Origin of the sequence: Caulobacter vibrioides OR37, assembly GCF_000372645.1 — a bacterium.
Classification (GTDB): domain Bacteria; phylum Pseudomonadota; class Alphaproteobacteria; order Caulobacterales; family Caulobacteraceae; genus Caulobacter; species Caulobacter vibrioides_E.
Genome location: NZ_APMP01000012.1, coordinates 1 through 18,330, shown reverse-complemented (window position 1 = coordinate 18,330; position 18,330 = coordinate 1). Strand labels below are relative to the sequence as shown.

The window sequence follows — 18,330 nt, the reverse complement described above, 5'->3', positions numbered from 1 at the left end:
CGGGCGACATGATCTCCAGGCGCGGAGCTCTGATCTGCGGCGGCGTGGGCGCCGTCGTGGCGGCCGGCGGCGCGGGTTATGCGATCGCCACCGGGGACAAGCCCGAGCCGCCCGCGCCGCCGTCCGTCGATGCGCACGGCCGGCTGCTCTGGCGCAACTGGTCGGGCATCCAGAAGGCCTATCCCGCCGCTCGCCTGGCGCCCAAGGACGACGCCGAGCTGGCCTCGGCCCTGAAGGCGGCACAGGCGCCGATCCGGCCCGTGGGGGCTGGGCATTCGTTCACCGCGCTGGCCCCGACCGACGGGACCCTGGTCTCGCTGGACGCTCTGTCCGGCGTCGTCGGCTGGGAGGGCGACGAGGCGATCGTGCGCGCGGGCACGCGCCTGGGCGCCTTGGGGCCGATGCTGGCCGAGAAGGGGCGGGCGCTTCCGAACCTGCCCGACATCAACAAGCAGTCGCTGGGCGGCGCCCTGGGCACGGGCACCCACGGAACTGGCGCCGCGATCCGCGCGATCCATGGCGACGTCACGGCCCTGCGACTGGTCGCGCCCTCGGGGCGGGTGATCGACGCCGACGCCGCCAGAAACCCCGAGATCTTCCAGGCCGCCCGGGTCTCGCTGGGGACGCTGGGGGTGATCACCCAGGTAAGGATCAAGACCAGCGCCAACCGCCGCCTGCGCCGCAGGGTCTGGCTGGAGCCGTTCGAGGAGGCCTTGGCCCAGGCCGAGGCGCGTTGGGCCCAGCATCGCAATTTCGAGTTTTACGCCGTGCCCTTCACGGGTCTGGCCGCCAATATCAGCCACGACGAGACCGACGATCCGGTCCAGGCGCGCGGTCCCGACCAGGACGCGGAGGTGCTGCGAGCGCTGCGGGCGCTGCGCAATCTGCTGGGGTTCGCCACGCCTCTGCGGAAGGCCGCCGGTCATGCGCTGCTGTCGACGGCCAAGCCCGAGACCGCCGTCGACGAGGGCTGGAAGCTGCTGTCGACCGAACGACCGGTGCGCTTCAACGAGATGGAGTTTCATCTGCCCGTCGAGAACCAGCTGAAGGCGCTGGCCGAGGTCGTGCGGGTGATCGAGAAGGAGCGGCCCGACGTCTTCTTCCCGATCGAGACTCGCCGCATCGCTCCGGACGACGCCTGGCTGTCGCCGTTCCAGGGCGGACCGCGCGGCTCGGTGGCCGTCCACGCCTATTATCGTGACGATTTCAGCTTTCTCTATGAGCTGATCGAGCCGATTTTCCGCCGCTACGACGGTCGGCCGCACTGGGGCAAGCTGCACAGCCTGAACGGGTCGCAGCTCGCGGCGATCTATCCACGCTGGAAGGATTTCCTGGCCGTGCGCCAGGACCTGGACCCGGAAGGCCGGATGCTGAACCCATACCTAAGGGGGCTGCTGGGCCTGACCTAGAGCCTTATCCGCTCGAATGGAATCATTCGAGCGGAAAAATAAGGCTCTAAATCAAACATTTAGAGCGTGATATCCGCCGAAACCGCGTACACTTTCGGCTATCACGCTCTAAGGTTAGGCCGTCGCCGATCCCAGATATTGCGCCACGCGCGCCTCGAGCTCGGTGACCAGCGCCTTGCCCACCGGGTGGGTGTCGACCTTGATGCCGTCGCGGACGCAGGCCTTGATCGCGTCGATATGGGCGTCCACCAGGAACATCGGGGCGTTCAGGCGGGTGTTCGGGTCGTCGATCAGCTTGCAGAGCGAGGCGGCCAGTCGCGTGATCAGCGGAAACTCGTAGGTGGCGCCCAGGCCCTTCAGGTCGTGGGCGCGCAGATACAGGCTCTCGACCGTCTGGGCGGTCATGCCCTCGACGCGAACGGCCTGACGCGCGGCGTCCAGCTTCACGATCTCGTCGTTAAGCCATTGGGCGAAGTTGCCCGAGAGGCTCTTCAGAGCGGCCTCGGCCTTGGCGACCGCGGCCATGTCGATGCCGCCGCGCCCTCCGACCTTCAGTCTCAGCGTATTCGGCACCTGAATCACTTCAGCCGTCTTGTTCGTCACGGGCGCCTCCCCAGCGGCGGATCGTCGGGTAACGGCTAACATAGCAGGCGTTAATATTGAATGAGACTGGGATCTTGCCGCGACCTAACGCCTCATGCCTCGCCGGAAGTCTTCATCAGGCCGAGAATTGTTCGGCTAGAACCCGCTCTTCGAGGCTGCGGCCGGCGTCGAAAAGCATCGACAACGACGTGCCGCGATCCTCGGAAATGTGGACCTCCAGGACGTCGCGGACCTCGAAATTGTCGGCCACGGCGCTGACCGGACGCTTATCGGCCTCGAGCACCTCGAAAGTCACGCGCGCCGACTGCGGCAACAGCGCGCCGCGCCAGCGGCGAGGGCGAAAGGCGCTGATGGGGGTCAGCGCCAGAACCTGTCCGTCGATCGGGATGATCGGCCCGTGGGCCGACAGGTTGTAGGCGGTTGAGCCGGCCGGGGTGGCCAGCAGGGCGCCGTCGCAGACCAACTCGCCCATTCGCACCTTGCCGTCGATCGAGATGCGCAGCTTGGCGGTCTGGCGGGTCTGGCGCAGCAGCGAGACCTCGTTGATCGCCAGGGCCCGATGCTGGGTTCGCCGCGAATCGATCGCCACCATGGCCAGCGGATGGATCACCGCGCGTTCGGCGGCGTTGATCCGCTCCAGAAGATCGTCCTCCGAATACTCGTTCATCAGAAAGCCGACCGAGCCCCGGTTCATGCCGTAGATCGGCGTCTGGCTGGCGATCGCCTCGTGCAGGGTTTCCAGCATGAAACCGTCGCCGCCCAGGGCGACGATGACCTGGGCGTTCTCCTCGCCCACGTCGCCGTAGCGGGCGGCCAGCCGGTCCTTCGCCTCGATGGCCTCGGGGCGGTCGCTGGACTTGAAGGCCAGACGGGTCACGAACGGTTGCGGCTGGTACATGGCGCCAAGAGGCGGGAAGCCGCCGCCCTTGTCAAAGCTTGATTAGGCCTGTCCGACGGCCTGGCGGAACGCCATGCCGGCGATGTCCGGCGTGAAGGGGCCAAAGGCGCTGGCGGCGCGGCGCAGGCCCTCGTCGCCGCCGCCTGGACGGCCGCCGTTCAGCTGGCGGACATGCTCCAGGATGGTCGGGAAGACGCTGCGATCGATGGCCACCGCCGAGCAGGCGAGGGCCAGCAGTTCGGGGCGGCCGCCATCGATGGCGCGTCGAATCTGGGCGGGTTCAAAGCGGCCAAGCCGCGCCAGGGCCATGACGAAGAGCTGCAATCGCCCCTCGCGCAGCACGCGCAAGAGATACCCTGGGCGTAGCTGTCCCGCCGAGTCGAGTTTCTCGATCAGCAGGCGCTCCATCTCCTCGCGATCCTCGTCCGGATCGGCGGGGCCGGCCTCGCCGTCGGCCTCGCCGCGATGGGCGGCGCGCAGCGCGTCGTCGAGCGCGGCCTGCATCTTCTCGGGATCGAGGTGAAACCGCCCGGTGAGGGCGTCGCGCAGCGCCCGGCCGACCAGCACATAAAGCTGTTCCGCCAGATCACTGGAAAGGCGGGGATGTTTGGCCAGGGGCGAGCGCAGGGCGACGACCTCGCGCGCCCGGCCCACCAGCCGGCGCATGGCGTCGGGCGAAATGTCGGCGGTCTCGTTCGAGGCCAGGGCGGTCAGCACCGCCGGCTCGTCGCGGCTGATGATCGCTTCGACCACCGGCGCCGGCAGCTTGGGCCGTCGGGCGATTTCGATCTGGTGCTCCAGCGTGGCCTGCACCAGCAGGCGGATCAGGTCATGATCCTGCAGGACAGAGCAGCGGGCGATGATCGGCCGGGCGATCTCGATCTCGTCCAACGCCATGATGTTGACCAGGGCCGGCGGGGCCCAACCCGCGTCGGCCAGGCGTTCCGAAAGACGGCGACGGATGTCGCGCTCGGCCTCGACCACCAGGGTCATGAAGATGGAGTTCAGCAGGGCCTGGATATCGGGGTGAGCCGGCTGGCCGCTGGCCTGGTTAGCCTCGCAAAGGTCGATGATGCCCGTCAACAGGCGTTCACGATCGCCCGGCTCGCGGCTGCGAGCCAGCGTCATGAGCGATGCGATCTCGACGGCTTGGATGGCGCGCCTCCTCGAATCCCGAAGACCCGACGAGGATGAGCTTGCCGCGCTCAAATGAAAACATGCTTAAACGGGACCAGGACGCCGCCGCCGGCCGCGGCGAGACGTCGAAAGTTTCTGCGGAGGACGCTTAAAGATGGCGCAAGACCTGATCCTGGCCCTCGACCAGGGCACGACCAGCACCCGGGCCATTCTGTTCGACCGCGCCGGCCAGCCGCTGGCCGAGGCCTCGCGGCCGCTGCGCCAGAGCTATCCGCGCGACGGCTGGGTCGAGCACGACGCCGAGGAGATCCATGCCGCCTGCGTGGCCGTGCTGCGCGAGGCGACCGAGGCCTCGGGCCGCGCGGCCGATGTCGCGGCGATCGGGGTCACCAACCAGCGCGAAACGGTGGTGATCTGGGACAAGGCCACCGGCCGTCCGATCCATCCGGCGATTGTCTGGCAGGACCGCCGCACCGCCGAGGTCTGCGCCCGGCTGAAGGCCGAAGGCCACGAGCCCCGGGTCACCGAGGTGACGGGGCTGTTGCTGGATCCCTATTTCTCGGGAACCAAGATCGCCTGGATCCTGGACAAGGTCCCCGGCGCGAGGGCTCGGGCCGAGGCGGGCGAGCTGCTGGCCGGCACCATGGACACCTGGGTCATCTGGAAGCTGACCGGCGGACGCGTTCACGCCACCGACGCGACCAACGCCTCTCGCACCCTGCTGTTCGACATCGTCGCCCAGGACTGGTCGCCAGAGATGCTGGACCTGTTCGATGTGCCGGCGAGCTTGTTGCCCAAGGTGCTGGACTGCGTCGACGACTATGGCGCGACCCAAACGCAGATCCTGGGACGCGAGACGCCCATTCGGGGCGTGGCGGGCGATCAGCAGGCGGCGCTGATGGGGCAGGGCTGTATCGCGCCCGGACAGATGAAGGCGACCTATGGCACGGGCTGCTTCATGCTGATCAATACCGGCGAGGCGCGATGCGTCTCGCGCGCCCGGCTTCTGACGACCGTGGCGGCGCGGGTCGGCGGCAAGACGACATACGCCCTGGAAGGCTCGATCTTCGTGGCCGGGGCGGCGATCCAGTGGCTGGGCGAGGGCTTGGGCGTCACGGGCGGGCCCCGGGCGGCCGAGGCCCTGGCGCGCGCGGCCAAGCCCGACCACGCCGTCGTCGTGGTGCCCGCCTTCACCGGACTGGGCGCGCCCTGGTGGGACGCCGAGGCGCGAGGCGGAATCTTCGGCCTGACCCGCGACGCCGGCCTGCCCGAGATCGCCGCGGCCACCTTCGACAGCTGCGCTCTGCAGAGCCGCGACCTGATCGAGGCGATGCGGGCCGACGCACCCTCGGCGTTCGGCGACGCCGCGCAGCTTCGCATCGACGGCGGCATGTCCCAGAGCGCGTGGTTCTCCCAGCGCCTCGCCGATCTCACCGGTCTGCCGGTGCGCCGGGCCCGCTATCAGGAGATCACCGCCCTGGGCGCGGCCTTGTTCGCCGGGGTCGGGGCGGGACTCTACGGGTCCCTCGAAGAGGCGGCCGAGGTCAGTCCGGCCGCCGACACCCTTTCGCCGGCCCTGGACACCCATGCGCGCGAGGCGGCCTATGCCCGCTGGCTGGACGCGGTGCCGCGCGTGCGACTTTAGTCTAACCCGCGTTGCCATGACATCGTTGTCATGGTCTGTGGGGCGCTTCACCGGAACCGGAGACCGCCATGACGACACGCCGAGCCGCCTTGGGCGCCGTGGTAGGGGCCGGCGCGGCCCTGATCGGCCGACAGGCGTTCGCCCAGGCCGACGCGCCGGTCTATCCGGCGATCGGTCGCGTCCGTCGTCTGTCGCCTAAGCTGGACGGGATCATTCCGCCCGACGCGGTGATCGAACAGCTGGCCGACGGGATCACCTGGGCCGAGGGGCCGACCTGGGTCCGGGAGGGCGGCTATCTGCTGTTTTCCGATGTGCCGGGCAACACGATGTACCGCTGGAGCGCCAAGGGCGGGAAAGAGGTCTTCCTGAAGCCGTCGGGCTATGACGGCCCGCCCACTCGGATCTTCCGCGAAGCCGGCTCGAACGGCGCGATCGTCACCGTTTCCGGCGACCTGGTGATCGCCGACTGCGGCAATCGCGGCCTGGCCAAGGTCGACCCGCTGACCAAGCGCAAGACGGTTCTGGCCAGCGCCTATGGCGGCAAGAAGTTCAACAGCCCCAACGACCTGGTGGAGATGCGCGACGGTCCGCTGCGCGGCGCGATCTATTTCACCGATCCGCCCTACGGCCTGGAGGGTCTGGACGCCTCGCCCGCCAAGGAGATGGCCTTCAACGGCGTCTATCTGCTGCGGCCCGACGGCCGGGTCATGCTGGTCGACGACACCCTGACCTTCCCGAACGGGATCGCCTTGTCGCCCGACGGCAAGCGGCTGTACGTCTCGGTGTCGGATCCCAACCGGCCGGTGATCATGGCCTACGACCTGGGGTTCGACGGCCTGCCCAACGCCTCGGAAGTGTTCTTCGACGCCGCCGAGCTCGTGAAGGCCGGCGGGCCGGGCCTGCCCGACGGCATGAAGGTCGATGTCGACGGACGTCTGTTCGCGTCCGGACCTGGCGGCCTGATGATCCTGACCCCGAGCGCCGAGTTGCTGGGCGTCATCGAGACCGGCGGGACGGTGGCCAACTGCGCGTTCGGTGACGACGGCCGGATGCTCTATCTGACGTCCAATCACATCCTGGCGCGGGTGCGCACCAGGACGCACGGTCTGACCAGTCGAGCCTAGAGCGTGATAGCCGAAAGTGTGAGCGGTTTCGGCGGATAAGGCTCTAAGCCGTCTCGTCGAGATAGGCTTTCACCCGCTCGAACAGGGCCTCGAACATCGGCGTCGTCAGGCGGCCCGTGTTCGTGTTCAGGCGCGAGCAATGGTAGCTGTTGAAGATCCGGTAGGGGCCGGCCTGAAATTCCGAGCCATGGCCTGGAATCCCCGCCGAGGCCTTCAGGCCCAGCGTTTTCAGCACGTTGCGCCGCGAGACGTCGCCCAGGGTGACGATGGCCTTCAGGTGCGGGAACATCTCAAGCCGCGCCTTCAGGAACGGGCGGCAGGTGTTCTCTTCCAAAGTCTCGGGCTTGTTGCCGGGCGGGGCGCAGCGGACGGCGTTGGTCACGGCCGCGCCGACCAGTCGCAGGCTGTCATCGGGACGCGCCTCGAACCGGCCGGTGGCGAAGCCGTACTTGATCAGGGTTTCGTAGAGCAGGGTCCCGGCATAGTCGCCGGTGAACGGTCGGCCCGTGCGGTTGGCGCCCTTGCGTCCGGGCGCCAGGCCCACGACCAGCAGCCGCGCGTCCTTGTCGCCAAACGACGGCGCCGGCCCGTTGAAATAGTCCGGATAGAGCGCCTGGTTCTCGCGGCGATAGGCCACCAGGCGCGGGCACAGCGGACAGTCGCGCGGCGGCTCGGCGGGGTTTGGGACGGCCTCGCCGGCGATGTTGGACGCTTGCGCCATGCTTTAGTACTCGTCGTCCGCGTCGCGCTCGGCCGGGGTGCGGCTGTCGACGACCTGACGCGGTTGAACGCGCTGCGGACGGCCGATGATCTGGCCCAGGTCGGCGAGGTCGACGAAGTTGTCGGCTTGGCGGCGCAGGTCGTCGCTGGTCATCGGCGGCTGGCTCTTCATCGTCGAGACCACAGTGACGCGGCGGCCCTTGCGCTGGACCGCCTCGACCAGGGCGCGGAAGTCGCCGTCGCCGGAGAACAGCACCAGGTGATCGGCGGCTTCGGCCATCTGCAGCATGTCGACGGCGATCTCGATGTCCATGTCGCCGCGCCAGCGCTTGCGGCCCTGGCTGTCGGTGAACTCGCGCGCCGGCTTGGTCACCAGGGTGAAGCCGTTGTAGTCCAGCCAGTCGACCAGCGGGCGGATCGGCGAGTAGTCGTCGTTCTCGGCGATGGCGGTGTAGTAGTAGGCCCTGATCAGGACGCCGCGCTTTTTGAACTCGTCGAGCAGCTTGCGGTAGTCGATGTCGAAGCCCAGGGCGCGGGCGGCGGAGTAGAGGTTGGCGCCGTCGATGAACAGCGCCAGGCGGTCGGTCGGGTAGAAGGTCACGCGGTAATCCCTTGAAAAATATCGTCGCTCGAAATGACTTGGACGAGGCCGTGATCGTGGCGCTCGGCGGCAATCTGCCCGGACCCTATACGAGTCGCGAGCGCTTGTTGGAAGCGGCCCTGGAGACCTTTCCGGAGTTTGGCCTGGAGGTGACGGCGCGTTCCTCCTGGTGGACGTCGGCGGCCTGGCCCGATCCCACCGGCCCGGACTATCTGAACGGCGTGGCGATCGTCGCCACGGACCTTTCGCCGGTCCGGACCCTGGCGGCGCTGCACGCGATCGAGGCGCGGTTCGGGCGGGCGAGGGGAGAGGCGAACGCGCCGCGAACGCTCGATCTGGATCTGATCGCTCACGGCCGGACCGTTTTGAACGGCGCGCTGGTGACGCCCCATCCGCGCGCCCACGAGCGCCTGTTCGTCATGGGGCCGTTGGCCGAACTGGCCCCGGCCTGGGTGCATCCGGTCCTCGGCGAGACGGCCCAAGGTCTCGCCGCCGCCGCCGCGATCGGTCGCGACGCGCGCTCCATTACCAAAGCTTAATGTTCGCCGACGGCAAGCTCCGCCCATAGTCCGGCCCATTCTTGAGCCGATCGCCCCAATAGGAGGGCGTGACGAGGAACTTTGATCCCATGAGCCTGACCCGTTCCCTGCTCGCCTGCGCCGCCGTCCTGGCGCTGACGGCCGCCGCGCCCGCCGCCTTCGCCGGCGACAAGAGCGGTATCGACCTCACCTCGATCGACAAGACGGTGAAGCCGGGCGACGAGTTCTGGACCTACGCCAACAACACCTGGATCAAGGCCCACCCGATCCCGGCCGATCGCAGCGGCTATGGCATCGGCGCGGTGATGGTCGACGAGGCCAACAAGCGCACCGTCGATCTGATCCAGGCCGCCGCCAAGGGCGGGGCGGGCGACGGCAAGAAGGTCGGCGACTACTACGCCACCTATATGGACGAGAAGGCCATCGAGGCGAAGGGGATCGCGCCGCTGAAGCCCGGCCTGGCCCGCATCGCCGCGATCAAGGACAAGACCCAGCTGGCCGCCGTGCTGGGCGGCAACATCCGCGCCGACGTCGACGCGCTGAACGCCACCGACTTCTATACCGACAACGTCCTGGGCCTTTGGGTTTCGCCGGCCTTCGACGACACCAGCAAGTACGCGCCGTTCCTGCTGCAGGGCGGCCTGGGGATGCCCGACCGCGAGTACTACGTCTCCGACAAGGCCGCCATGGTCGAGGCGCGGACCAAGTACCTGGCCCACGTCGAGAAGGTGCTGACCCTGGGCGGCGTGGCCAACGCCTCGGCCAAGGCCAAGGCGATCGTGGCGCTGGAGACCCGGCTGGCCCAGGCCTCGGGCACGCGGGAGGACAGCGTCGACGTTCAGAAGGCCAACAACAGCTGGGCCCCGGCCGACTTCGCCAAAAAGGCCCCGGGCCTGGACTGGAACGCTTTCTTCACGGCCGCCAAGCTGAACACCCAGCCGCGCTTCATCGTCTGGCATCCGACCATGGTCGTGGGCCTGGGCAAGGCGGTGAACGAGGTCCCGCTGGCGACCTGGAAGGACTACCTGACCTTCCACCTGATCGAGCACTACAGCAACGTTCTGCCCAAGGCCTTCGTCGATGAGCGTTTCGCCTTCTACGGCCACGCGCTGCAAGGCACGCCGCAACTTTCGCCGCGCTGGAAGCGCGCGGTGAACTCCACCAACGCCGTGCTGGGCGAGGCGGTCGGCAAGCTCTACGCCGAAAAATACTTCTCGCCGGAGGCCAAGGCCGCGGTCACGGCCATGGTCGACAGCATGAAGGCCGCCTTCGAGAAGCGCATCGACGCCCTGGACTGGATGGATCCGGCCACCAAGGCCGAGGCCCGCAAGAAGGTGGCGGTGCTGAAGGTCGGCGTCGGCTATCCCGACCACTGGCGCGACTACGCGGCCTATAAGGTCGTGCGCGGCGACGCCGTGGGCAATCTCGCGCGCTACGAGGCGTTCGACTACGCCCAGGCCCTGGCCAAGCTGGGCCAGCCGACCGATCGCGGTGAGTGGGTGATGACGCCCCAGACCGTCAACGCCGTGAACCTGCCGATCCTCAACGCCCTGAACTTCCCGGCCGCCATCCTGGCCCCGCCGAACTTCGACCTGAAGAACGACATGGCCGCCAACTACGGCGCGACCGGCGCCACGATCGGCCACGAGATCAGCCACAGCTTCGACGACCAGGGCGCGCAGTTCGACAGCCGGGGGCGGCTGCGCAACTGGTGGACGCCGTCCGACTTCGAGCATTTCCAGAAGGCCGGCAAGGCCCTGGCCGACCAGTTCGACAGCTATAAGCCGTTCCCGGACTTGGCCGTGAACGGCAAGCAGACGCTCAGCGAGAACATCGCCGACGTCGCCGGCCTGAACGCGGCGCTGGACGCCTATCACGCCTCGCTGGGCGGCAAGCCGGCGCCGGTGATCGACGGCATGACCGGCGACCAGCGCTTCTTCCTGGCCTTCGCCCAGAGCTGGATGGACTATTCGCGTCCCGCCGCCCTGCGCCAGCAGTTGATCACCGACGGCCACGCCCCGGCCCAGTACCGCGCCTTCACGGTCCGGAACCTGGATGACTGGTACGCGGCGTTCGGCGTGAAGCCGGGCGACGCGATGTACCTGCCGCCGGAGAAGCGCGTGAAGGTCTGGTAGGGGCTTTTCAGCGCCCACTCCGTCACGAGGCTCCGCCTCGCGCCACCTCCCCCGTTTCACGGGGGAGGAAGATGTTCTTCTCCTCCCTCGCTCGCGGGGGAGGTGGATCGGCGCCGATAGGCGGCGAGCCGGAGGAGGCGCTCGCTACGCCCTAGACATTGACTTGCGAACGCGGCATAAGCGCGCCTTCGCGAAAGTCAGGACGTTCGTGCGCGGCGTTGCGTGTCGCCGCACGGAAGCCTATTTTGCGATTGCTCATCGGCAGCCCGAGGAACTCATGGCCCGCGTCACCGTCGAAGATTGCGTCGAGAAGGTTCCGAACCGCTTCGCGCTCGTCCTGCTCTCGGCTCACCGCGCCCGCGGCATCTCCGCCGGCGCCGCGCTGATGGTCGACCGCGACAACGACAAGAACCCGGTCGTCGCCCTGCGCGAGATCGCCGACGACGTGATCGATCACGAGGGTCTCAAGGAGCACCTCATCACCACGCTGCAACGCGTCGATGAGCACACCGAGGCCGAGGAAGAGGCCGAAACCCTGGCCCTGCTGGCCGATCCCAGCCACATGCAGATGAGCGAGCTGGAACTGGTCCGCGCCCTGCAGAGCGACCGCGACGGCGGTCAGGAGGAGCGGTACTGAGCCCCGAAGGCGCAGACCCTCTGACCCTCGAAGCGGCGACTTCCACCACCGCTCCATCCGAACGCGCGCCCGATTCCGAATCGGGCGCGTCGTCGTCCGTGGCGCCCGCCGCGGCCGAGGCGCCCAAGCCGCGCCCGAAGTTCCTTCGCCAATACGAACTGATCGACCGGGTCCTGGCCTATGACCCGACGGCCGACGAGGCGCTGCTGAACCGCGCCTATGTCTACGCCATGCGGATGCACGGCTCGCAGACCCGGGCCAGCGGCGACCCCTACTACGCCCACCCGATCGAGGTGGCCGGCATCCTGACCGAGTACCGCCTCGACACCGCGACCATCGTCACGGCCCTGCTGCACGACGTGATCGAGGACACCCCGGTCACCAAGGACGAGATCGCCAAGCTGTTCGGCGAGGAGATCGCCGAGCTGGTCGAGGGCGTCACCAAGCTTTCCAAGCTTGAGCTGCAGGCCGAGCACATGCGGCAGGCCGAAAACCTGCGCAAATTCATCCTGGCCATCTCCAAGGACGTCCGCGTCCTGTTGGTGAAACTGGCCGACCGTCTGCACAACATGCGGACGCTGCACTTCATCAAGAACCAGGCCAAGCGCGAGCGCATCGCCCGCGAAACCCGCGACATCTACGCGCCGCTGGCCCGCAACATCGGCTGTCATCGCATCTGCGTGGAGCTGGAGGAGCTCAGCTTCCAGCACACCAATCCGGTGGCCCGGGACGCGATCATCCGGCGCCTCGACGCTCTGCGGGAAGAGCAGGGCGGGGCGGTGGCTCTGGTCAGCCAGGAGATCGCCGCGCGGCTGGAATCCTCCGCCCTGCCGGCTCGCGTGTTCGGCCGCGAGAAGTCGCCCTATTCGATCTGGCGCAAGCTGCAGCGCAAGTCGATCGGCTTCTCGCAGATGTCCGACATCTATGCGTTCCGCGTGATCGTCGACAGCGAGGAAGACTGCTACCGCGCGCTGGGCGTCGTGCACCGCGCCTGGTCCAGCGTGCCGGACCGCTTCAAGGACTACATCTCGACCCCGAAGCGCAACAACTACCGCTCGCTGCACACCACGGTGGTGGGGCCGCGCGGGATGCGCATCGAGATGCAGATCCGCACCGAGGCCATGGACCGCGTCAACGAAGAGGGCGTGGCCGCCCACTTCCGCTACAAGGACGCCTCCTACGGCCTGGATCTGGAGGGCATGGAGGCCGCCGCCGGCCGCGACCCGCTGGCCAACCTGCGCCAGCTGGTCCAGGTGCTGGAGCACGGCGGCGACAGCGAGGAACTGGTCGAGCACGCCAAGCTCGAGATGTTCCTCGACCAGGTGTTCGTCTTCACGCCCAAGGGCAAGCTGGTCAGCCTGCCGCGCGGGGCCATGCCGCTGGACTTCGCCTACGCCGTCCACACCAGCGTCGGCGACACCTGCATTGGCGTGAAGATCAATGGCGAGCTGAAGCCGCTGCGCACGCCGCTGGTCAATGGCGACGTGGTCGAGGTGGTGCGGGGGTCCAAGCCGGTGGTGCCGCCGGACTGGCGCTCGCTGACCGTGACGGGCCGGGCGAGATCCGCCATTCGGCGTCACATCCGCCAGACCGAGAAGGAAGAGTTCCTGCGCCTGGGCCGGGCCTCGCTGGAGCAGGTGTTCGAACGCGCCGGCAAGAAGCTGAAGGACGTGTCGCTGCGGCCGATCCTGGAGCGGTTCGCGCTGGAGAACGACGACGCGCTGTTCGACGCGGTCGGGCGCGGCCGGGTCTCGCCCAGCCAGGTGCTGGAGACGGCCTATCCGGGCATGAAGGACTCCGAGCGCGAGGCCGCCACCGCCCGCCGCAAGATCGAGGGCGGCAAGAACGCCACGCTCTATGTGCGCGGCGGCGGGCTGACGCCGGGCGTGTCGCTGCACTTCGCCCACTGCTGCAGCCCGGTGCCGGGCGACCGCATCGTTGGCATCCTGCGCGAGGACGGTGAGGGCTTGGACGTCCACACCATCGACTGCCCGCGCCTCGCCGAATACGAGGATCGCGAGGAGCTGTGGCGCGACCTGAACTGGACGCCCGAGGCCGAGCGCTCGACCATCTCGCTGACCCGCCTGCACGCCACGATCCAGAACGCGCCGGGCGTGCTGGGCCTGGTCTGCACGATCATCGGCGAGGCCGGCGGCAATATCGTCAATCTGCGGATGCACCACCGCCAGAGCGACTTCTTCGACACCGACATCGACGTCGAGGTCCGCGACGCCAAGCACCTGACCAACATCCAGGCGGCGCTACGGGCGTGTCCGTCGGTCGAGACGGTGGACCGGACGCGGGGGTAGGGGCGGTCAGCGGCGCGCACCGGAATCCCTCTCTCGTGGAGAGAGGGAGGGGCCCACGCCAAAGGCGTGGGAGGGTGAGAGGATAAAACCCCTCCGGATAAGGCGTCGAAGAAAAGCCAGCTTCACGACTCGGAATTTCAGAGCGGGCTCCGTAACCACTCACCCTCCCACCGCTTCGCGGCGGGTCCCTCCCTCTCTCTAAGAGAGAGGGATTCCGGTGTGAGCCCTCAAAACCGCCACCGCGTCGATTGTCGCTGCCGTCAGGGGCTCCGGCAGGGCGTCCAAAGGAAACCAGCCCCATTCGTGCAGGGCGTGCTGCTCCTGGATCGCCGGCTCGCCCGCCCAGCTTTCGACCGCGTAGGTGATCGCCACCCAGTGATAGTCGTCGGCGACCATGTCCGTGACCGCCAAAACCCGACCCGCCTTGATCATAATCCCGAGTTCCTCGTGGATCTCGCGCTCGGCGCAGGTTCGCGCGGCCTCGCCCCAGTCGAGCTTGCCGCCGGGCACGCCCCAGTGGTCGGCCTCGGGGCTCTTGACCCGCTTGACCAGCAGGAGGCGGCCCTGGGCGTCGAGGATGGCCGCGCCGCAGCCGACGCGGGGGCGTTGAACGTCTTCGGTCATGGGGCGGGTAGAGCCCGAAACGCCCCTTATGGGCAAGCCGGCGTTTGTAGACTCGCCCGCGTGCTCTATATCCAGCCTTCATGACCAACGACGACGTCCTCGACGAATTCCGCGCCGCCGGCGCTCTGCGCGAAGGCCACTTCGTGCTGTCTTCCGGCCTGCACAGCCCGGTCTTCCTGCAGAAGAACCTGGTGTTCATGCGGCCCGAGCGCTGCGAGCGGCTGTGCAAGGCCCTGGCGGAGAAGATCCTCGCCACGGTGGGCGCGGTCGACGTCGCCGTTTCGCCGGCCGTCGGCGGGATCATCCCCGGCTACGAGACTGCCCGCCACCTGAACGTGCCGTCGATCTATGTCGAGCGCGAGGGCGGGGCGTTCAAGTTCCGGCGCGGCTTCCACCTGGAGCCCGGCCAGAAGGTCGTGATGGTCGAGGACATCGTCACCACGGGCCTGTCGTCGCGCGAGTGCATCCAGGCGATCAAGGACGCCGGCGGCGACGTCGTGGCGGCGGCCTGCATCGTCGACCGCTCGGGCGGCAAGGCCGATGTCGGCGTGCCGCTGGTGGCCCTGGCCAGCCTGGAGGTGCCGGCCTATCCCGCCGACGCCCTGCCGCCCGAGCTGGCGGCCATCCCGATCGAGGATCCGGGCTCGCGCCGGCTGAAGGGCTGACCGCCATGCTGCGTCTGGGCGTCAATATCGACCACGTGGCGACGATCCGGAACGCGCGCGGTTCTTCCTATCCCGAGCCCGTGAGGGCCGCCGAACTGGCCCTGGCCGCCGGGGCCGACGGCATTACCGCTCACCTGCGCGAGGATCGCCGGCACATCAGCGACGCCGACATCGCCGTCCTGACCGACCTTTGCCACAAGCGCGGCAAGCCGCTGAACTTCGAGATGGCGGTGACCGACGAGATGGTCGGCATCGCCCTCGGCGCCAAGCCGCACGCCGCCTGCCTGGTGCCCGAGCGCCGCGAGGAGGTCACCACCGAGGGCGGCCTCGACGTCGTCAAGGGCCAGGACCGCATCGCCGCCGCCACCGCGCGGCTGCGGACCGTTGGGGCCCGCGTGTCGCTGTTCATCGAGCCCGACCCCGCCCAGATCCGCGCCTCGGCCGCCGCCGGCGCCCAGGTCATCGAGCTGCATACCGGCGCCTATTGCGACGCCGCCCGCGCGGGCGAGACCCAGCGCGCCGAAGCTATCCTCGAGCGCCTGAAGGCCGGGGCGGCCCTGGCCGGCGAGCTGGGCCTGGAGGTCCACGCGGGTCACGGCATCGACTACGCGACGGTCAAGCCGATCGCCGCCATTCCCCAGGTGGCCGAGCTGAACATCGGCCACTTCCTGATCGGCGAGGCGATCTTCGTGGGCCTGCCGCAGGCCATCCAGCGGATGCGGGCGCTCATGGACGCCGCCCGCCTCGAAGCCGAGGCCGCCGCGTGATCATCGGGATCGGCTCGGACCTGTGCGACATCCGCCGGATCGAGAAGTCCCTCGAACGCTTCGGCGACCGGTTCACGCACAAGGTGTTCACCGAGATCGAGCGGTCCCGGTCCGAGCGCAAACCCGACCGCGCCTCCAGCTACGCCAAGCGCTTCGCCGCCAAGGAGGCCTGCTCCAAGGCCTTGGGCACGGGCCTGAAGCGCGGCGTGCATCTGGCCGGCATGGGCGTGGTCAACCTGCCGTCGGGCAAGCCGACCCTGGCCCTGACCGGCGGGGCGCTGGAGCGCCTGAAGGCCATGACCCCGGAAGGCATGGAGGCGGTGATCCACCTTTCGCTGACCGACGACCATCCCTACGCCCAGGCCTTCGTGATCATCGAAGCCCTGCCGAAGGCGTGAGGTCCAATATTCGCCTCGAGGCCAAGCTAACGCGCCGCGCTTGACCGGCCCACTTGCCCCCTGGGCCAAGCCCGTCTAGCAAAGCCAAACCGGTTCGCCGGACACCCCTTTTCGAAGAGCTCCGCGCCCTTATGACCGACGCCGCCGACCAGACCTCGCCGCCCGAAGAGAAGGGCGCGGTCGCCGAGTTCATCGAGATCATCAAGACCGTCGCCTACGCCCTGGGCATCGCCCTGGTGCTGCGGGTCCTGCTGTTCCAGCCCTTCACGATCCCGTCGGCCTCGATGGAGCCCAACCTCTATCAGGGCGACTACATCATCGTGTCCAAGTTCAGCTACGGCTGGAGCAAGCACTCGATCCCGTTCAGCCCGCCGATCATCAAGGGCCGCATCTTCGGCCGCGCCCCGACGCGGGGCGACATCATCGTGTTCAAGCTGCCGCGCGACAACCGCACCGACTATATCAAGCGCCTGATCGGGATGCCCGGCGACAAGGTCCAGGTGCGCGGCGGCCAGGTGTTCATCAACGGCAAGGCCCTGCCGCAAAAGCCCCTGGCGCCGGCCCTGGTCGACACCGGCTATGGCTTCACCCAGCAGGTCCAGCGCTTCGAGGAGACCAATCCGGAAGGCCGCCAATACGCCACCCAGGACTTCGGCCCCGACAGCCGCGGCGACAATACCGGCGTCTATACCGTGCCGGCCGGCTGCTACTTCTTCATGGGCGACAACCGCGACAACTCGGCCGACAGCCGCTTCGATCCAGGCGTCTCGCCGTTCAAGGACAGCGCCTGCAAGTGGAACTACGAGCTGGACCAATATATCGGCGACGAGGTCGGGGTCGGCTTCGTGCCCGCCGAGAACCTGGTCGGCCGCGCCCAGATCATCCTCCTGTCGTGGAACGCCGAGGCCAGCCTGTTCAAGCCGTGGACCTGGTTCCTGAACGCGCGCCCCAGCCGCTTCTTCCACGTGCTGAAGTGATCAGCCGGAGCCTGCAAGCCAATGGATAGACGGGCCGCCGCCGTCGGCGACCTGGAGCGCCGCATCGGCCACAGCTTCGAGGACCGCGAACTTCTGGAGCGCGCCCTGACGCACGCCAGCGTCGGGGACGGGGCCAAGAAGGTCCGCGACAACGAGGTCCTGGAGTTCATCGGCGACCGCGTGTTGGGCCTGCTGGCCGCCGAGGCCCTGGCCCTGCGCTATCCCAAGGCCAAGGAAGGCGAGCTGGCGCCACGTCTCAACGCCCTGGTCAGCCGGGAAACCTGCGCCCGCGTGGCTCGCAAGGCGCAGCTGGGGCCGGCCCTGCGCCTGTCGGCCTCGTCCAGCAAGATCGGCGGCCGCGAGACCGACTCGATCCTGGCCGGCGCCACCGAGGCGCTGATGGCCGCGCTCTATCAGGACGCCGGCCTGGGCGCGGCCCGCGCCGTGTTCCTGGATCTGTGGGCCGACGAATTCGAGCGCGCCGGCGAGGGCCGTCCGCGCGACCCCAAGACGGCGCTGCAGGAGTGGGCGCAGGGCAAGGGCCGTCCGCTGCCCACCTATCGCGTCCTAGACCGCACGGGCCCGGACCACGCGCCGGTGTTCACGGTCGAGGCCACGGTGGTCGGCGTCGACCCCGCCATCGCCAAGGGCAAGTCCCGTCAGGAGGCCGAGAAAGCGGCCGCCAAGGCGCTGCTGGACCGCGAAGGGGCCGTCTGAATCCCTCTCCCGTCGGGAGAGGGCGGGGCCCGTCCCGACGAAAGTCGGGATGGGAGGGTGAGGGATTTCACCGCTGGCCGGGAACACACGGATCTTTCCGCGCGGCGGATCTTCGAGGCCTTGTTCGGAAAGGGCGTGGCCCCTCACCCTCCCGCGCTTCGCGCGGGTCCCTCCCTCTCCCCCGAGGAGAGGGCGGTATGGGGATTGAAGGCGCTCTGTCCTCGGAATTCGCGACCTAGGACCCAGTAAAATCAATCGCTTGTCAATTTTACACCCCCGCCAATCCTCGGCGTTCAGCGCCGCTCCATAATCACAGCCATCCCCGTCGCGGGGGAGGGCGTTTGGATCCGGCCCAAAACGGCGGCGGGGCTAGGTTGAGCGGGGCCGCGTGGTCTCGAAGCGGTTTCGAGCGGGGTCTGTTCGTT

The 18,330-nt window shown here is 68.4% G+C and carries 18 protein-coding genes; 12 read left to right on the top strand and 6 right to left on the bottom strand.

Annotated elements, in window-relative coordinates; genetic code table 11:
- The first annotated feature begins 8 nt into the window (after positions 1 to 8).
- Entirely contained in the window at positions 9 to 1,409 is a 1,401-nt protein-coding gene (locus tag OR37_RS11020; protein ID WP_004619653.1) for a D-arabinono-1,4-lactone oxidase, read from the top strand.
- Between the two features lie 114 nt (positions 1,410 to 1,523).
- On the opposite strand, the gene OR37_RS11015 is transcribed toward OR37_RS11020, so the two are convergent.
- The 3 genes from OR37_RS11015 to OR37_RS11005 form a co-directional block, all read right to left on the bottom strand.
- Complete coding sequence (locus OR37_RS11015; protein WP_004619651.1) at positions 1,524 to 2,012, bottom strand: hypothetical protein; 489 nt, start codon at positions 2,010 to 2,012, stop codon at positions 1,524 to 1,526.
- A 115-nt stretch (positions 2,013 to 2,127) separates the two neighbouring features.
- Positions 2,128 to 2,910 (bottom strand): NAD kinase, encoded by a 783-nt coding sequence (locus OR37_RS11010; protein ID WP_004619649.1) that lies wholly within the window; start codon positions 2,908 to 2,910, stop codon positions 2,128 to 2,130.
- Positions 2,911 to 2,952: 42 nt separating this feature from the next.
- On the bottom strand, positions 2,953 to 4,038 hold the full coding sequence (locus OR37_RS11005; protein ID WP_004619647.1) for a DUF2336 domain-containing protein: 1,086 nt from the start codon (positions 4,036 to 4,038) through the stop codon (positions 2,953 to 2,955).
- 163 nt (positions 4,039 to 4,201) lie between these two features.
- On the opposite strand from OR37_RS11005, the gene glpK reads away from it, so the two are divergent.
- Complete coding sequence (glpK, locus tag OR37_RS11000) at positions 4,202 to 5,692, top strand: glycerol kinase GlpK (RefSeq protein ID WP_004619645.1); 1,491 nt, start codon at positions 4,202 to 4,204, stop codon at positions 5,690 to 5,692.
- Positions 5,693 to 5,760: 68 nt separating this feature from the next.
- Positions 5,761 to 6,816, top strand: a complete 1,056-nt coding sequence (locus OR37_RS10995) for an SMP-30/gluconolactonase/LRE family protein (protein WP_004619643.1) — start codon at positions 5,761 to 5,763, stop codon at positions 6,814 to 6,816.
- A gap of 43 nt (positions 6,817 to 6,859) precedes the next feature.
- Here the strand turns inward: OR37_RS10995 and OR37_RS10990 are convergent, their stop codons facing one another.
- Together OR37_RS10990 and OR37_RS10985 are read right to left on the bottom strand one after the other, a co-directional pair.
- A complete protein-coding gene (locus OR37_RS10990; RefSeq protein WP_004619641.1) occupies positions 6,860 to 7,537 on the bottom strand; it encodes a uracil-DNA glycosylase in 678 nt (225 codons plus the stop codon).
- 3 nt (positions 7,538 to 7,540) lie between these two features.
- A complete protein-coding gene (locus OR37_RS10985) occupies positions 7,541 to 8,137 on the bottom strand; it encodes a LabA-like NYN domain-containing protein (protein ID WP_004619639.1) in 597 nt (198 codons plus the stop codon).
- A 50-nt stretch (positions 8,138 to 8,187) separates the two neighbouring features.
- Here OR37_RS10985 and folK point away from each other — a divergent pair, with 50 nt between their 5' ends.
- The 4 genes from folK (at position 8,188) to OR37_RS10965 (ending at position 13,757) form a co-directional block, all read left to right on the top strand.
- Entirely contained in the window at positions 8,188 to 8,676 is a 489-nt protein-coding gene (gene folK, locus OR37_RS10980; protein WP_165570600.1) for a 2-amino-4-hydroxy-6-hydroxymethyldihydropteridine diphosphokinase, read from the top strand.
- A gap of 89 nt (positions 8,677 to 8,765) precedes the next feature.
- On the top strand, positions 8,766 to 10,811 hold the full coding sequence (locus OR37_RS10975) for a M13 family metallopeptidase (RefSeq protein WP_004619635.1): 2,046 nt from the start codon (positions 8,766 to 8,768) through the stop codon (positions 10,809 to 10,811).
- A gap of 277 nt (positions 10,812 to 11,088) precedes the next feature.
- Positions 11,089 to 11,448 (top strand): DNA-directed RNA polymerase subunit omega, encoded by a 360-nt coding sequence (gene rpoZ / locus OR37_RS10970; protein WP_004619634.1) that lies wholly within the window; start codon positions 11,089 to 11,091, stop codon positions 11,446 to 11,448.
- A gap of 98 nt (positions 11,449 to 11,546) precedes the next feature.
- Positions 11,547 to 13,757: a RelA/SpoT family protein gene (locus OR37_RS10965; protein ID WP_004619631.1), complete on the top strand. Its 2,211-nt coding sequence runs from the start codon at positions 11,547 to 11,549 to the stop codon at positions 13,755 to 13,757.
- Positions 13,758 to 13,955: 198 nt separating this feature from the next.
- Here OR37_RS10965 and OR37_RS10960 read toward each other — a convergent pair whose 3' ends face one another.
- Positions 13,956 to 14,381, bottom strand: a complete 426-nt coding sequence (locus tag OR37_RS10960; RefSeq protein WP_004619628.1) for an NUDIX domain-containing protein — start codon at positions 14,379 to 14,381, stop codon at positions 13,956 to 13,958.
- Positions 14,382 to 14,461: 80 nt separating this feature from the next.
- Between OR37_RS10960 and pyrE the strand changes: the two genes are divergently transcribed.
- The 5 genes from pyrE (at position 14,462) to rnc (ending at position 17,905) form a co-directional block, all read left to right on the top strand.
- Complete coding sequence (gene pyrE / locus OR37_RS10955; RefSeq protein ID WP_004619627.1) at positions 14,462 to 15,046, top strand: orotate phosphoribosyltransferase; 585 nt, start codon at positions 14,462 to 14,464, stop codon at positions 15,044 to 15,046.
- A gap of 5 nt (positions 15,047 to 15,051) precedes the next feature.
- Positions 15,052 to 15,813 (top strand): pyridoxine 5'-phosphate synthase, encoded by a 762-nt coding sequence (locus tag OR37_RS10950; protein WP_004619626.1) that lies wholly within the window; start codon positions 15,052 to 15,054, stop codon positions 15,811 to 15,813.
- The gene (gene acpS / locus OR37_RS10945; RefSeq protein WP_004619625.1) at positions 15,810 to 16,211 is read left to right on the top strand and encodes a holo-ACP synthase; all 402 of its coding nucleotides are present in this window, start codon (positions 15,810 to 15,812) and stop codon (positions 16,209 to 16,211) included. Before OR37_RS10950 ends, acpS begins: the two co-directional genes overlap by 4 nt.
- 131 nt (positions 16,212 to 16,342) lie before the next feature.
- Positions 16,343 to 17,188 (top strand): signal peptidase I, encoded by an 846-nt coding sequence (gene lepB / locus OR37_RS10940; RefSeq protein WP_004619624.1) that lies wholly within the window; start codon positions 16,343 to 16,345, stop codon positions 17,186 to 17,188.
- 21 nt (positions 17,189 to 17,209) lie between these two features.
- Entirely contained in the window at positions 17,210 to 17,905 is a 696-nt protein-coding gene (gene rnc, locus OR37_RS10935; RefSeq protein WP_004619623.1) for a ribonuclease III, read from the top strand.
- The last annotated feature ends 425 nt before the right edge of the window (positions 17,906 to 18,330 follow it).

What these genes read in the sequence shown, in the direction of transcription:
- OR37_RS10975 (WP_004619635.1), top strand. Translation starts at nt 8,766, where the DNA reads ATGAGCCTGACCCGTTCCCTGCTCGCCTGCGCCGCCGTCCTGGCGCTG.
- OR37_RS10950 (WP_004619626.1), top strand. Translation starts at nt 15,052, where the DNA reads ATGCTGCGTCTGGGCGTCAATATCGACCACGTGGCGACGATCCGGAAC.
- OR37_RS11005 (WP_004619647.1), bottom strand. Translation starts at nt 4,038, where the DNA reads ATGACGCTGGCTCGCAGCCGCGAGCCGGGCGATCGTGAACGCCTGTTG.
- OR37_RS10960 (WP_004619628.1), bottom strand. Translation starts at nt 14,381, where the DNA reads ATGACCGAAGACGTTCAACGCCCCCGCGTCGGCTGCGGCGCGGCCATC.
- rnc (WP_004619623.1), top strand. Translation starts at nt 17,210, where the DNA reads ATGGATAGACGGGCCGCCGCCGTCGGCGACCTGGAGCGCCGCATCGGC.
- glpK (WP_004619645.1), top strand. Translation starts at nt 4,202, where the DNA reads ATGGCGCAAGACCTGATCCTGGCCCTCGACCAGGGCACGACCAGCACC.
- pyrE (WP_004619627.1), top strand. Translation starts at nt 14,462, where the DNA reads ATGACCAACGACGACGTCCTCGACGAATTCCGCGCCGCCGGCGCTCTG.
- OR37_RS10995 (WP_004619643.1), top strand. Translation starts at nt 5,761, where the DNA reads ATGACGACACGCCGAGCCGCCTTGGGCGCCGTGGTAGGGGCCGGCGCG.
- OR37_RS10990 (WP_004619641.1), bottom strand. Translation starts at nt 7,537, where the DNA reads ATGGCGCAAGCGTCCAACATCGCCGGCGAGGCCGTCCCAAACCCCGCC.
- OR37_RS11010 (WP_004619649.1), bottom strand. Translation starts at nt 2,910, where the DNA reads ATGTACCAGCCGCAACCGTTCGTGACCCGTCTGGCCTTCAAGTCCAGC.
- lepB (WP_004619624.1), top strand. Translation starts at nt 16,343, where the DNA reads ATGACCGACGCCGCCGACCAGACCTCGCCGCCCGAAGAGAAGGGCGCG.
- OR37_RS11020 (WP_004619653.1), top strand. Translation starts at nt 9, where the DNA reads ATGATCTCCAGGCGCGGAGCTCTGATCTGCGGCGGCGTGGGCGCCGTC.
- rpoZ (WP_004619634.1), top strand. Translation starts at nt 11,089, where the DNA reads ATGGCCCGCGTCACCGTCGAAGATTGCGTCGAGAAGGTTCCGAACCGC.